Annotated in this window: 14 protein-coding genes; 5 read left to right on the top strand and 9 right to left on the bottom strand. The window is 65.2% G+C overall.

Annotated features, from left to right (window positions below):
- Positions 1-102 precede the first annotated feature (102 nt).
- Together ACQP0C_RS23335 and ACQP0C_RS23330 are read right to left on the bottom strand one after the other, a co-directional pair.
- Positions 103-1,677 carry a DUF2235 domain-containing protein gene (locus ACQP0C_RS23335; RefSeq protein WP_433723066.1) on the bottom strand — a complete coding sequence of 525 codons (1,575 nt, stop codon included), beginning with the start codon at positions 1,675-1,677 and terminating at the stop codon, positions 103-105.
- 64 nt (positions 1,678-1,741) lie between these two features.
- Positions 1,742-2,011, bottom strand: a complete 270-nt coding sequence (locus ACQP0C_RS23330) for a DUF1876 domain-containing protein (RefSeq protein WP_433723064.1) — start codon at positions 2,009-2,011, stop codon at positions 1,742-1,744.
- Positions 2,012-2,310: 299 nt separating this feature from the next.
- On the opposite strand from ACQP0C_RS23330, the gene ACQP0C_RS23325 reads away from it, so the two are divergent.
- The 4 genes from ACQP0C_RS23325 to ACQP0C_RS23310 all read left to right on the top strand — a co-directional run bounded on the left by ACQP0C_RS23325 (position 2,311) and on the right by ACQP0C_RS23310 (position 7,032).
- Positions 2,311-4,524 carry a serine/threonine-protein kinase gene (locus ACQP0C_RS23325; RefSeq protein WP_433723062.1) on the top strand — a complete coding sequence of 738 codons (2,214 nt, stop codon included), beginning with the start codon at positions 2,311-2,313 and terminating at the stop codon, positions 4,522-4,524.
- A 16-nt stretch (positions 4,525-4,540) separates the two neighbouring features.
- On the top strand, positions 4,541-4,669 hold the full coding sequence (locus ACQP0C_RS23320; RefSeq protein WP_433723060.1) for a hypothetical protein: 129 nt from the start codon (positions 4,541-4,543) through the stop codon (positions 4,667-4,669).
- A gap of 130 nt (positions 4,670-4,799) precedes the next feature.
- The gene (locus ACQP0C_RS23315) at positions 4,800-5,477 is read left to right on the top strand and encodes an SGNH/GDSL hydrolase family protein (protein WP_433723058.1); all 678 of its coding nucleotides are present in this window, start codon (positions 4,800-4,802) and stop codon (positions 5,475-5,477) included.
- Between the two features lie 85 nt (positions 5,478-5,562).
- A complete protein-coding gene (locus tag ACQP0C_RS23310) occupies positions 5,563-7,032 on the top strand; it encodes an MFS transporter (protein ID WP_433723056.1) in 1,470 nt (489 codons plus the stop codon).
- 102 nt (positions 7,033-7,134) lie between these two features.
- On the opposite strand, the gene bfr is transcribed toward ACQP0C_RS23310, so the two are convergent.
- The 3 genes from bfr to ACQP0C_RS23295 form a co-directional block, all read right to left on the bottom strand.
- Positions 7,135-7,617, bottom strand: coding sequence for a bacterioferritin (gene bfr, locus ACQP0C_RS23305; RefSeq protein ID WP_433723054.1), 483 nt, complete (start codon positions 7,615-7,617; stop codon positions 7,135-7,137).
- A gap of 60 nt (positions 7,618-7,677) precedes the next feature.
- Complete coding sequence (locus ACQP0C_RS23300) at positions 7,678-7,878, bottom strand: (2Fe-2S)-binding protein (protein WP_433723052.1); 201 nt, start codon at positions 7,876-7,878, stop codon at positions 7,678-7,680.
- Positions 7,879-8,380: 502 nt separating this feature from the next.
- Positions 8,381-9,421: an epoxide hydrolase family protein gene (locus tag ACQP0C_RS23295; protein WP_433723050.1), complete on the bottom strand. Its 1,041-nt coding sequence runs from the start codon at positions 9,419-9,421 to the stop codon at positions 8,381-8,383.
- Positions 9,422-9,458: 37 nt separating this feature from the next.
- On the opposite strand from ACQP0C_RS23295, the gene ACQP0C_RS23290 reads away from it, so the two are divergent.
- Positions 9,459-10,019 carry a TetR/AcrR family transcriptional regulator gene (locus ACQP0C_RS23290; RefSeq protein ID WP_433723048.1) on the top strand — a complete coding sequence of 187 codons (561 nt, stop codon included), beginning with the start codon at positions 9,459-9,461 and terminating at the stop codon, positions 10,017-10,019.
- Between the two features lie 246 nt (positions 10,020-10,265).
- Here ACQP0C_RS23290 and ACQP0C_RS23285 read toward each other — a convergent pair whose 3' ends face one another.
- The 4 genes from ACQP0C_RS23285 to ACQP0C_RS23270 all read right to left on the bottom strand — a co-directional run bounded on the left by ACQP0C_RS23285 (position 10,266) and on the right by ACQP0C_RS23270 (position 12,561).
- Entirely contained in the window at positions 10,266-10,463 is a 198-nt protein-coding gene (locus ACQP0C_RS23285) for a hypothetical protein (protein WP_433723046.1), read from the bottom strand.
- 313 nt (positions 10,464-10,776) lie between these two features.
- A complete protein-coding gene (locus tag ACQP0C_RS23280) occupies positions 10,777-12,000 on the bottom strand; it encodes an FAD-dependent monooxygenase (RefSeq protein ID WP_433723044.1) in 1,224 nt (407 codons plus the stop codon).
- Positions 11,997-12,152 (bottom strand): hypothetical protein, encoded by a 156-nt coding sequence (locus ACQP0C_RS23275; protein ID WP_433723042.1) that lies wholly within the window; start codon positions 12,150-12,152, stop codon positions 11,997-11,999. The genes ACQP0C_RS23280 and ACQP0C_RS23275 overlap by 4 nt, the downstream gene beginning before the upstream one ends.
- 244 nt (positions 12,153-12,396) lie before the next feature.
- Positions 12,397-12,561, bottom strand: coding sequence for a tyrosine-type recombinase/integrase (locus ACQP0C_RS23270; protein WP_433723040.1), 165 nt, complete (start codon positions 12,559-12,561; stop codon positions 12,397-12,399).
- Positions 12,562-12,689 lie beyond the last annotated feature (128 nt).

The raw sequence follows: 12,689 nt of genomic DNA, 5'->3' as shown, positions 1-12,689 counted from the left end.
GTTGCGCGATGAGCACAACCGGCGTCCGTCGAGGCCGTACCTGCCGAGGTCCTGCAAATGACAAAGATCCCGGCACCCCGATCGTCTGTCCGAGGTAACTCCCTACTTGTTCCTGGTCACCTCGAGTTGCACACTGCCCCGGTTATTGCCGTAGAAGCTCCACGCGTCGTTGGCGAAGGCGTAGAGGTACCCGGGGCGGAATATCCGATGGTTTGTGCCAGCGCCGATAGTGATGCACTCATGCAGCGCTTGCGCGCCCTCGCACGGGATCGCGTCGTTGGCGACGACGCCGATCAGCGACATCCATGGCATGCTTTCCTCCCGGCGGGTCAGCAGGAAGTTGGCCCTTGGGTTTCGGGTCAGGCGCCGGAAGATCCGCTCGCCCTGACCGATCAGTGTGCTTGCCACGCGGAAAATCTCGCCGGGGCGGAAACTGCGCCAGCCGGTGGTGCCCGCAGGCCCGCAGGGGATGTCGAGATCCGTCCACTGACCCATCGCGGCAAAGGTGTAATCGCCGGGTTCGAGGTAGAGGCCTGTCCAATTCCACGGATCCCGAGCGGACACGCTGACCGTGCCGGACTCACCCGGAGCGAGCGTCCGGGTGCGCCGGTATGGTCCGCTGGCGATGGGTGGTGTCTGGTGACGTTCATAGACCGACCGGTGCAGCAACGGGTTGTTCCCGTCTTCGTCGATCATGGGCGTGGCGCGGGGCCGCGGCTCGAAGAACGACTCCAATAGCGAGCGCAGCAGCGGCTCGTACAACGGCTCGAGTAAGCCGTAGACGCCTTGGTTGTCGTCGTGCAGCGTACCGAGCGCGTCGGGCCGGATCTGGTCCTCCACCTCCTTGCGGAATCCCAGTCCGATCGCGGCGCGTGATTCATCGATCATCCATTTCAGCGCGCCGTCGCTCAGGCCCGTCTCCAGGTGGCCGCCGCCCACGTCCATATGGCTGCCCGGGAACCACACCTGCTTGACGTCCTGGTCCGGCTCCGGATCGGACCAAAGCGTTGGCGTGAATGGTCCCCGCTGCTCGTCGAGTGCCACCGCGTGGCGACCGTGCCGCACGGCCGGGTTGAGCTTCACGTCGTGGAACGCATGTCGACCGGCGGGGTCCAGCAGTTTGAGCCAGCCCAGGCTGTCCGGGATACCCAGCGCGCCGACGGTGTCCCACACTCCGACGAAATCCACCGGAATCGGCTCGGCCCGTCCCGTGTCGTAGCTGAACCGAAGCCCCTCGCTCCACCCGGGATCGGCGTCGCGTCCCAGGCGATACCGCCGCTGATACGCGTGCCGGACCTGACTGCGAATCTCGTCTTCGTCCAAGTACGTGGCGTCGATCAACCCGCACGCCGCGATCATCCCGGCGACGCTGCGGGCCGTGAAGGCACCGCGACTGAAACCGACCAGCGCGATTCTGTCCCCAGGCTGGTAAGTGGTGGTCAGCCACTGATAGGCGTCCATCACGTTGCTGGACAAGCCAACTCCGGCGACGCCTCCCGAAAGCCAACCGGCCAGACCGGCACTGTCGGTCCCGACCCCGGCCTGATACCGCGTCAGCTGGTTCTCCCCGTCCTTGGTGGTATCGGCGAGGGCGTTGTAAAAGCGGCGCACATTCGTTACCGCCAGCTGGCCCGGCGTGCTCCATGTCCCGTCACAGCACATGATGAGTCGACGCATCGTTGCACCTCCCGCTATCTGTGGACAATTTCCGTGGCGTGGTGAGAAACGCTGTAGATCAGAGTCAGCCCTGCAAGCCCTGAACCGGCTTATGTGTGTGGGCTTCGATATCTGTTATGGCCGCGTGCAGCAGTTGGTGAGCCAGATCTTGCAGCGCACGTGCACAAGCGAGTTCATCGCCGATGGCAGGAATATTCTTGTCGGCAGGGTTGGCGTGCGCGGACCCGGCCGCGATCAATGGCTCATCTCCGCGGCCGATCAGCTGCGCTTTTACCTTGGTGAGGCGGTCGAGTTCTTCGATATCGATGGAGATGTTCCAGATTTTCGACGGCATTCGCACTGCCCTCCAGATTCAGTGGGGACTGTGTCGCTTCACCTCTAATAGTCGCATCACCATAGTTCGCGCACACGATGTTCGGTTCGGTGGTGTGTCGATCATGATGGCCGAGCTCGTCGACCGCCTGCGTGCACCTGCACGGCCGATCCCCGCTGTTGCTGCCCATTCGCTCGTATCGGGGCGATACCCTTGAGCTGGAGGTTTGGCGGAAAGGAAACAATGTGGGGCAACTACGACATAGGCCGCATCGCGCGTAGCCGCCGGATGATCACCCGGCGCTGATCTCCGAGCGACCGATGTACGAGCCGATCGATCTGGTCGATCCAGCTGAACGAACCCGCACAGCGCTTGCTGCTGTGGTGGCACGGTTTTCAGCGGCTTGGGCGTCCGGGTCCCCACCGGACCTGTCGGAATACCTGCCACATGAACTGGCTGAGCGGCGCGCGATACTGATCGAACTGATCAAAATCGATCTCGAATACCGCTGGCTTCACTATCACTTTCCCAAGCGACTGATCGAATACCGCGCCGAATTCGCAGAGTTGCAAGATGGTCCGCTGCCGGCCGAGCTGGTCTACGAGGAATTCCACGCCCTGCGCCGCGGTGCCCCCTCGGCCGAGGCGGCGACCATGCTCGCCGAGGGCACCGCCACCGCCGGCCCAGAGTTCGCACAGGTCACGAGCGACTATCGCAGCACGATGATCGCTCGTCCGAGTGCCCAAATCGTGCTCGACGCCATCAATGTCGGCGACCATATCGACGATTTCGACCTCCTGATGCGGATCGGGTCCGGTGCGTTCGCCCAGGTATATCTCGCTCGGCAACAATCAATGCAGCGACTGGTCGCGGTCAAGATTTCCCATAACCACGGCAACGAGCCGCAGACCCTCGCCCAGCTGGACCACGAATACATCGTGCGCATCTTCGACCAGCGACTCATCGCAGATGGCGAGCTGAAGCTGCTCTACATGCAGTACCTACCAGGGGGAACGCTGCTCGACGTGCTGCGCTTCCAGCGCGCGACGCCTACGGAACACCGCAGCGGGCAACTGCTGCTCGATGCCATCGACCAGGTACTCGCCGAGAAGGGCGAGGTTCGGCCCACCGAATCCGCTGTTCGGACCCGAACCGCGGCACTGACGTGGCCGGAGACGGTCGCCTGGCTGGGCCGCCGACTCGCCGACGCACTTCAGCATGCGGCCGACCGAGGCGTACTGCACCGAGATATCAAACCCGCGAATGTGCTGCTCAGCGCCGAGGGAATCCCGAAGTTGGCCGACTTCAATGTCAGCTCCAGCAAGCACCTCAAGGGGACGAGTCCCCTGGCGTACTTCGGCGGATCACTGGCGTATATGTCACCCGAACAGCTCGAGGCCTGCCATCCGGACTTACCGACGACCGCCGCCGATCTCGACACTCGAAGCGATATCTACGCGCTGGGTGTCATGCTGTGGGAGTTGCTCACGGGCCGTCGCCCATTCGCGGACGAACCGTCCGCCGGTGAGTCGGAGACATCGCTGGCCCGCATGCTCGAGCTGCGGCGCAGACCCGTCGAGTCGGCGTTCCTCTCGGAGCTTCCGCCGGATTGCCCCATGGCGCTGCGCCGAATGCTGCTGAAGTGTCTGTCGCCCGACCGCCGAGACCGCTACTCGTGCGGTTCGGAATTGGCTCAGCAGCTCGACCTGTGCCTCGAGGAGCGGGCCCGCGACCTTGTCTATCCGCCGCCGAACAGTTGGCGGGCACGACTTTCGCGATGGCCCACCCCCATCCTCTGGCTATCTTCACTGGTCGGCGTCAGCCTGGCTACGGTCTATATGGCTGTGCACGTCCAGGAGCTGATCAGAGAGCGCCTGTCCGATGTCACCAACGCGCAGCTCAATATGGGCGTCATCGTTTTCATCCTCTGTGCCTCGCCACCGGCCATCTTCATCTACGCGTATATGTCGCGTGATCTGCTAGCGGTTCCACGCGGTTTGCGCAATGGCCGACGCTACGAGGAGGAAATGCTCGCGCGGGCGCGGTCGCGAACACTATTTTGGGGCGACCTGTGTGCGATGAACACCCTGCTGTTCGCGGTGTGCGCAACCGTGACAGGGGTGTTGTTGCTTGTTTGGCTTACCGACCTTCCGGCGCGGCTGATGGTCCATGCGGCGACAACCGTCCTGGTGGCGGGCACCATCTCCGTTGCTTACACATTCTTCCTGTCCACGTTCTATGTCGTCCGCTGCGTCTATCCCATCTATCTGCGCCATGGCCGCACAACAGTGCACGACTCCGCCCATCTTCGTGCGCTGCGCCGAAGGACCACGGCCTATCTCGCGGTGACGGCGTCGGTGCCGCTGGTCGGGGTGCTGGCCGGATTCACCGCCCTCGATCCCGAAGAACTTCCGCTCGTGCGCGATTCGGTTCTGGGGTTGTGCGCGGCCTCCGGGCTCGCCTTCGTCGCCGTCTACTGGTTGTTCCGCAAGCTGGACGCAGATCTGCGTGCGCTCGAGCGGGTGGTCCAGTAGGGGCTGATTCTTGCTGATGACTGAATGCGCGGGCGGAATCTATCGGGCCGCGATCGGTGAATTGTCCCGGTGGGCACACGACCGGCGCGAGGCAGAACTGCTGGCCTTCTTGCCGCGGCTGCAATCTTTGCCCGAACTCGAGTGAGCGAGCTGTAGCAGCTCTCCACGGTCCGTGCGGTCGAGAACTTACTCATCATCGCAAGGGAAGTCCGACGTGGCGCTGATGCGAAAGATAGGTCTTGAGAAAGCATACGTACGACCGTATGCTCTTCGTCATGAAGCAACCCAACTTCACCGAGTCGACCGACCCCTACTGCCTGGAGCAAGCGGAAGCCGTGGCATTGCTGACTGGGGCCCCGTGGGGCAGGTATGCCGTTATCGGCGACAGCCTTTCGGCAGGGACCGGCGACCCCACCCCGGGCTACCAGGATCAGGGCTGGTCGGACCGGGTTGCTGGGGTCTTGCGGTCTGTCCGGCCGGATCTGGATTACCTCAATGTCTCCGAGGTCGGGGCAACAACCGCCCAGACGCTCGAGAACCAGGCGGCCCGCATGGTCGAGTTCTCCCCGGACCTGCTCCACGTGCCATGCGGGGCCAACGACATCGTGCGGCGCAGGCCGGACTTCGGTGAGATAGAGCGAACGCTTCGGCGGATGTACGACCTGGCGAAGGGGACCGGCGCCGTACTGACCACTTTCACGCTCGGCAAGGCGTATGTCGTCCCGGTCTTCCCTGACTGGCCGGAGCGGATTGCCGCGGTCAACGAGATCGTGCGCGGGCTGGCTGCCGAATACGACGCCATCGTGGTGGACATGTGGGACCACCCCGTCAACGACCGCGGCAACCTGCTCAGCGGGGATCGGATCCACTTCTCGACCTCGGGTCAGGCCGTTATGGCGGCCGAGGTGGTCAAGAAGCTGGCTACTTCCCTAGGGCGCACCACATCGAGGTAATCCTCGCTCCTGGCCTGATCGCCGGCTAGTGAAACGCGCTAGCCGAGCTTCCCGGGTTCATGCATTGCCGAACCCCGACAAATAAATGAGGTCTCATATCGTGGCAAGTAGTCAGCAATCAGCTAGCCGGCCGGTGGTGGAATCGGAAGCCGACGCTATTCCGTGGATGACGATATCGATCGGTTTGACCGCCCTGTTCATGGCGGTCCTCGACTCGTTCATCGTCGTAGTCGCCGACCCCTCGATCGTGGCGGACCTGCATGCCTCCGCCAGCGATGTCCAGTGGGTTCTGGCGGGTTACCAGCTGAGTTACGCAGTCTTCATCATTACCGCTACTCGCCTGGCCGACCTGTACGGCCGCAAGCGAATCTTCCTTCTCGGGGTAGCCGTGTTCACTCTGTCGTCAGTCGCTTGCGCGCTATCGCCGAACGCGGACAGCCTTATCGCCGCGCGTGTCATTCAGGGCCTGGGAGCCGCCCTGATGGTTCCCCAGGTGTTCGCGTACGTCACGGTGCTGGTGCCAGCGGCGAGGCGGGACAGCGTCTACGGTGTGCTCGGCATCGTCATGGGTATGGCCACCATCGGCGGACAGGTCATCGGCGGACTGCTGATCAGCGCAAACCTGTTCGACTCCGGCTGGCGCATGGTGTTCTGGGTGAATGTGCCGATCGGAATTGTCATGTTCCTGCTCGCCCTGCGATATGTGCCGGAGACAGGCTCGGCCGCCACCCGCAAGCTGGACATGCCCGGCGTCCTGGTGCTCAGCGCTGCACTGTTCCTCCTGGTGCTCCCACTGATCCAGGGGCAGCAGGCAGGCTGGCCAATGTGGGTCTGGGCTTGCTTCGCGGGCAGCGCGGTCGCGTTCGGCTTGTTCGTCGCGATCGAGCGGGGCCTGGAACGGCGGGGCGGGGATCCGCTGGTACCGCTGACGCTGTTCGGACAGCGCTCGTTCTCGCTCGGGATCATTCTCGTCCTCGCCCTGTACGCGCTGATCTACTCGTATTATCTGGTCCTGTCGGTAACGATGCAGCAGGGCCTCGGTATGTCGGCACTGGGCGCGGGCCTGGTCTACACGCCGGCAGCCACCGCATTCTTCGTGTTCAGCATGGTAGCGAGCCGGACCATCCCGAAATATGGACGACGTGTCCTCGAGGTCGGGGCGATCATACTGGCGAGCGGTTACCTGGCGACCGGCCTCTTGCTGGTGTCCGGCCCGCGGATCACGCCGCTGCTCGTGATCCCCACCCTCATTCTGCAGAGCGTCGGTGGTGGACTGGTCATCACGCCGGCGCTCAATACGGTGCTGAGCCGCGTCAAGCCGGAGTCGGCCGGTGTCGCGTCAGGCGCGTTGTCCACGGCCCAGCAATGTGGCGGAGCGCTGGGCGTTGCCGTTATCGGAGCGGTCTACTTCAGCTCGTTCCATCCCGCGGCAGTCGGCCGGGTTGCCGCCGCCGGCCACGCCTTCGCAGTCGCGTCCTTCGGGACGTTTGTCATCGCTGTCATCGCGGGCATTGTTGTCTTCCTACTGCGGAAGCAGCCGGCGGCCAGGTCCTGAGTTCATGGCAGGGCTGCGGATGAAGGGGTCCCAGCCGTAGCGACGTCCGGGCAAGTCGGCTGCCCGGACGTCCGCCCCGAAAGACGTGCGTGCGAAACAGATTCAGTCCCCTTCGGGGGTATCGGTGTAGCGCTGCAGATACAGCGGCTCGCCGAGCTTTTCGAGCAGGTCGAGCTCGGTCTGCAGGTAGTCGAGGTGGTGTTCCTCGTCCTCGAGGATGGTCTCGAAGATGCGGGCGGAGGTGGCGTCGCCGCGCGAGCGCATCAACTCGATGCCGCCGCGCAGACGGTCCACCGCCTCCACCTCGATCTGCAGGTCGGCGCGCAACTGCTCAGGGACGCTCTGCCCGATCCGCAGCGGATTGAGCTTCTGATAGTTGGGCAGACCCTCCAGGAAGAGGATTCGATCGGTGAGCACCTCCGCGTGCTTCATCTCATCGAAGGATTCGTAACGGGTGTGCTTGGCGAGCTTGGTGAAACCCCAGTTCTCCTGCATCTTGGCGTGCAGGAAGTACTGGTTGATCGCCGTGAGTTCGGCCGTCAGCTGCTCATTGAGCAGCCCGATGATTTCCTTGTCGCCTTCCATAGCCGTGAGTGTGTCACAGCTCACAAGCCGCAAACCGGTTAGGCGGTCCTGAGTGTCGGATCAGGCGGCAGTCGCCTTGTCGATGTCGGCTGCGGCCGCGGTGCGGGCCTGGCCGATCACCTCGGCCAACCGACTCGTGCACGAGCCGCAGCCGGGCTTCCACCCGCACGCGTTCTTCACCTGCCGCGTCGAGCTGGCACCCGCGGCCACGCAGGTGTGCACGTCCTGCTCGGAGACGGCATTGCAGATACACACGTACACGGTCGGCCTCGATGACGGAGGGGCATGGTCGGCGAAGTTAGCCTCATCTAACGAGGTAAGCCTCCCCTAATGTATAGCACCTATGCGGCAGGGGCTGTCAATAGCGCATGTAGATCAAACGATGCCGCTGGTCCGCTGACTGAGGCCACCCCGTCGATCGTCGCCCGCCCCATTGGCCACTCGCCTTCGGCTGCTGCGTCATCTCGCCGTTGAGCCCACATGGGCAATTGAGTCGATTGCGGCTCCGTGGCCGCACGGTCCGCACCTGCCGCGGCGACACCATCGGGCATGCCCGTCCCGCAGGCGATTTCGACTCCCCAGCGGTGCTCGACCACGCCGACGGGTCGCGCAGCACGCTCATTGGGCAAGCTGGGCCCGGAAGTCGTTGTAGCGCAACGTCCATGGTCGGTCCAGCTAGTGCTGTGACCACGAACGTTCACAGCGCCGGCAGCTACGCCATGGGCTGTGCCGGGTTGCGCAGCGGTGGAATATCCGCAATGTTTCAGCGGCCCAGCTCGACCGCGCGGCGTATGTCGCCGGTGTAGGCCTCGGGCTGTTCCCAGGCTGCGAAGTGTCCGCCCGCATGGTGTTCCACATAATCGCAGATGTTCAGGAACGTCTCGGCGAAGCTGCGCGGCTCCGGTTTGATGTCGCGTGGGAACACCGACAGCACGGTCGGCGTGTCGATCCGGTCGGGGAGGGTGACCGGTTCGACGTAGGTGGCGAAAGAGGTGCCGATGGTGCCGGTGACCCAGTAGGCGGTGACCCAGGTGAGAAGCTCGTCCGGCGTGAAAGCCGACTCGTCGGACCAGGACTCCAGTTTCTCGACGATCCACGCCGCGAGGCCGGCGGGTGAGTCGCCGAGGGCGACTGCGAGCGTGTTCGGCCGCGTCGACTGCTCCGCGATGTACCCGCCCTCGGTCCGGAACCATCGCGCCGACCGGTCGAGGTAGGCCGCCGCGTCGGGCGCGAGCGTCGCAGGGTCCGCCGTGAGCGCGCGCCGCGGGGCAGTGTTCGTCAGGTGCAGGGCGGCTATCCGGTCCGGGTATTCGGCCGCGAGGATTTCCGCGACGGTGCCACCCACGTCGCCGCCGGACACCGTGTACCGCGAGTAGCCGAGCTCATCGAGAGCGTCTGCGACGATCCCGGCGATCCGGTTGACCGACATGCCGGAAACGGTGAGCGGAGCCGCGAACGGGAAGCCCGGCAGCGCGGGAACCACCACGTGCATGTCCGCGAGCAAAGGCAGGACGCGCTCGAACCGCAACACCGAGTCCGGCCAGCCGTGCAGCAGCACGACAGCCGGGGCGCCGGGATCCGCGGACCGTTGGTGGATCACACGCAGGTCGGCGTCGCCTGCCTGCACCGTCACCCAGGGAAGCTCGCGGATGCGGCGCTCGTGCACGCCCCAGTCGTACCCGTTCGCCCAGCGTTCGAGCAGTTCGTCGAGGCGGGCGCCGCTGATGCCGCGCGTCCCGTCGTCGCTCCACGGGGTCGTGACACGCCGCGTCCGCTGGAGTCGTTCTCGCATCTCGTCATTCATGTGTATCAGCGTACACATGATGTGTATGCTCGTACACATGAGCTCACGCAATGCGGCCGCCACCCGGCAGCGGATCCTGGAGCACGCGCAACGCCAGTTCGCCCACCACGGGTACACGGCGATCACAGTCAAAGGCGTGGCCGACGCGGCCGGCGTGTCGCCCAACTTGATCACGCGCTATTTCGGCGGCAAAGATGGCCTTTTCCTGGCGGCAACCCGGGTGGAGATCCCGGTCTCGAACTCCTTCGACGGCGACCGTTCCGCGCTGGGTTCGCGCCTCGCGGCGAGCATCGTCCAGCGCTGGTTCGGTGCACCCGGGCAGGATCCGCTGCTCGTGCTGCAACGCGCGTCCGGCGAACGCCCGGAGGCGGCGGAGGCGCTGGCCGCCTTCCTCGACGCGAACTCGCTGGAGCCGCTGCACCGCTACCTGCGCGACAGCGGCCTGGACGACGCGGACGCCCGCAGCCGAGCCGCAGCGATAGACGCGTTCGTGCTCGGCGTCTCGACCCGCCGCCGGGTCCTGCGTTCCGAACTCGGCGACCCCGCTGATCTCCAGGCCTGGCTGGGCGCCACCATCCAACGCCTCGCCGACGGGTGATGCACGACAGCGCGAAGTACTGAAACTGCGCTTCCGGTCAGCACTTCCGGTTCAGTCGCCGACAGCTGCCCGACCATCGCGATCACGGTACCGGCGCCGTGACCGAGAACGTTTGAGGTGTGGGGTCGGGCAGTTGCGCGCCCCTGCGGAATCCGCGAGACGAGACTGGCCCGATCGACCGTTCGCGCCGGCGAATTCATGCGGCGTGATCTCCTTGCGATGCAACGCTTCTGGTGCGGCGCGGTATCAGTGTGTGCTGGGGCCGAGTGCTGCCGGGGTTCGGGTCGGTGGTGGTTCCTTCAGCTCGATGAACAGTGCGTGGGTTTCGGTATCGCCGATGTTCTCACCCACACGTTCCTGGGCGCCGACCCAGCGCACCTGTCCGACCGTCAGCGCCACCTCGACCCGCTGCCCATTCGGCCGAACTGGGTCTGCGGCTTCCACCCGCTTACATCGCACTGGCACGACGCACAATGGTGGCTATCTGGCACAACGGCCGGTGATCCGGCCAACTGACGAACGCTGACTTGGGCCAACTTCAATGGCAGCAGACCGGATTCGCGCTGCGACGCTAGTTGGCCCACCCAAGGCCAGAGCCCTACCGCTGGGCCAACTGCGCTGGTACAGGGAACGAATGATGACAGCGGCTCGTCGGCCCACCTACCGCAGCGGGTTGACACGCGCCCAGCGGCATGTGCGGACGTAGTTCGGCGGTGGCCTACTGAAGCGTCGTCCCTCTCGACACATTATGTGACGCCTACGGTTTGGCCGAGGAGGTGATCGGCGGTCCGGCCGGGGCCCCGGAGTCCGGCACGCCCGCGTAGTCGGGCAGTTCGACGCCGTTGATCGCGCGTTCGACCAGCTCGGCGAACCACTCTCCGGTGAAATCGGGGCCCGGCTCGGCATCCGGCCCGGGGACGTCGCGGCTGCGGGCGTTCAACTGGGCGATCTCCTGGTTGGCCTCGACGAACGAGCGCATCCGGTCCTCGTAGCCGGCGAACCCGGCCGCCGGGTCCCACCCGGCGGCGGCCAGCTCACCGGCCAGCAGGTACGCGCCGACCAGGGCCAGCCCGGTGCCCTGCCCGGACATCGGGGACGAGCTGAACGCCGCGTCGCCGAGCAGTCCCACCCGTCCGTTCGACCAGCGGTCCATCACCACCTGGGCGACCTGGTCGAGGTAGAAGTCCGGGGTGTCGTCCACGTGCGCGAGGATGCGCGGCGTCAACCAGCCCAAACCGGCCATCCGCGCGCGCAGCAGGCGCTTCTGGGCCTCGACGTCGCGGTAGTCGACGTCGAGGTCGGCCGAGGGGAAGGAGAACATGGCCATCGCCCGGGTGGCGTCCTGGATGGGCCGCAGCCCGGCCGAGCGCCCGGACTCCTGGTAGTCGATCAGCCACTTGTCCAGCCCGAATTCGTTGGGCACGCTGTAGAAGGCCAGCACGTGCCCGAGGTGGCGGACGAACTGCTCGTGCGGCCCGAAAACCATTGTGCGCAGCGCCGAATGCAGCCCGTCGGCGCCGATCACCAGCTCGAAACGCCGCCGATCACCGCCCGCGAAGACCACGTCGACCCCGTCGGCGTCCTGGGTGAGCTCGGCGATCCGGTCGCCGAAAATGTAGTCGACACCGTCGCGGGTGTCGTCGTAGAGCACCTGCGACAGGTCCCCGCGCAAGATCTCGATCTCCGCGATGAACCCGTCACCGCCGTCGTCGTCCACGTGGAACGTCTCCAGCACGTTGCCGTCCGCGTCCACGGTGTGCGCGCCGATGGTCTGGGTGCGGGCCGCGCGCACCGCCGGGTCCAACCCCATCCGCCGGATGACCTCCTTGGTCACTCCGCGCGCGTCCACCGCCTGCCCACCCGGACGCAACGCGGGAGCCCGCTCCACCACGGTCACCTCGGCCCCCCGCCGACGCAACCAGTGGGCCAGCGCGGGCCCCGCGATACTCGCCCCCGCCACCAACACCCTGATACCACTCACCGGAGCCCCTGCTCACCCGTCCGGATCACTGTCCGGATCGATTGCTCCTGCTCGGGCTCGTCGACGCTCATCATGACGTCCCGAATTCCGTTGTCCGCGTCAGCGCTTTCGCAGTCGGGCGAGACATCAACGCCCAGAATCGACTTCCGCATCCCCAGTACCTCCATGTGTTTTTTCCCGCGCTGGGATGGTCCCAACACAGGCCCACCGCTGTCGGTGTATCCAGAGGTGTAGACGACGGATCCACCCAGAATTCATCGGTACAGCCGAGATCGTGTCCACGCTCCTGCGAACACCGTGAACTCGGCAAAGCAGTGCACGTTGAAATGTCATGTGCCGGAGGCCATGTAGAGGGCCAGAAATGTCGTTCGGGTGCCGGTCGAGATTCGTTCGCGCTCAGTCGTAGCGCAGGGTCGTGCGCGGGTCGGCAGGACCGGCGGCGATCTGTACGTCTCGCAGCTCGACTCCCGCGTCGAGCATGGTGGTCACGACCGCGTGCCGCAGCATGTGCGGATGCATCCGCGGCAACCGCATCCCGGTGTTCTGTGCCAGCTTCCGCAAGCGACGGGTTCCGCAGTGGCGGTCCATTCATCGGCCGCGAGTGTTCAGCAGAATTGGGCCGCCCGCGCGGCTACCGCACGATCGGTCGATTGCCCGGCCCACAGCTGGCGGTAGCGGCACCAGAACGA

It is taken from the genome of Nocardia sp. CA-129566, from assembly GCF_050956075.1.
Classification (GTDB): Bacteria; Actinomycetota; Actinomycetes; order Mycobacteriales; family Mycobacteriaceae; genus Nocardia.
Note: the sequence above shows the minus strand (reverse complement) of the source record. Positions and strands in the feature narration are given on the sequence as shown.

Coding starts and splice junctions, on each gene's coding strand:
- ACQP0C_RS23335 (WP_433723066.1), bottom strand. CDS start 1,677: ATGCGTCGACTCATCATGTGCTGTGACGGGACATGGAGCACGCCGGGC.
- ACQP0C_RS23330 (WP_433723064.1), bottom strand. CDS start 2,011: ATGCCGTCGAAAATCTGGAACATCTCCATCGATATCGAAGAACTCGAC.
- ACQP0C_RS23325 (WP_433723062.1), top strand. CDS start 2,311: ATGTACGAGCCGATCGATCTGGTCGATCCAGCTGAACGAACCCGCACA.
- ACQP0C_RS23320 (WP_433723060.1), top strand. CDS start 4,541: ATGACTGAATGCGCGGGCGGAATCTATCGGGCCGCGATCGGTGAATTG.
- ACQP0C_RS23315 (WP_433723058.1), top strand. CDS start 4,800: ATGAAGCAACCCAACTTCACCGAGTCGACCGACCCCTACTGCCTGGAG.
- ACQP0C_RS23310 (WP_433723056.1), top strand. CDS start 5,563: ATGAGGTCTCATATCGTGGCAAGTAGTCAGCAATCAGCTAGCCGGCCG.
- bfr (WP_433723054.1), bottom strand. CDS start 7,617: ATGGAAGGCGACAAGGAAATCATCGGGCTGCTCAATGAGCAGCTGACG.
- ACQP0C_RS23295 (WP_433723050.1), bottom strand. CDS start 9,421: ATGAATGACGAGATGCGAGAACGACTCCAGCGGACGCGGCGTGTCACG.
- ACQP0C_RS23290 (WP_433723048.1), top strand. CDS start 9,459: ATGAGCTCACGCAATGCGGCCGCCACCCGGCAGCGGATCCTGGAGCAC.
- ACQP0C_RS23275 (WP_433723042.1), bottom strand. CDS start 12,152: ATGCGGAAGTCGATTCTGGGCGTTGATGTCTCGCCCGACTGCGAAAGC.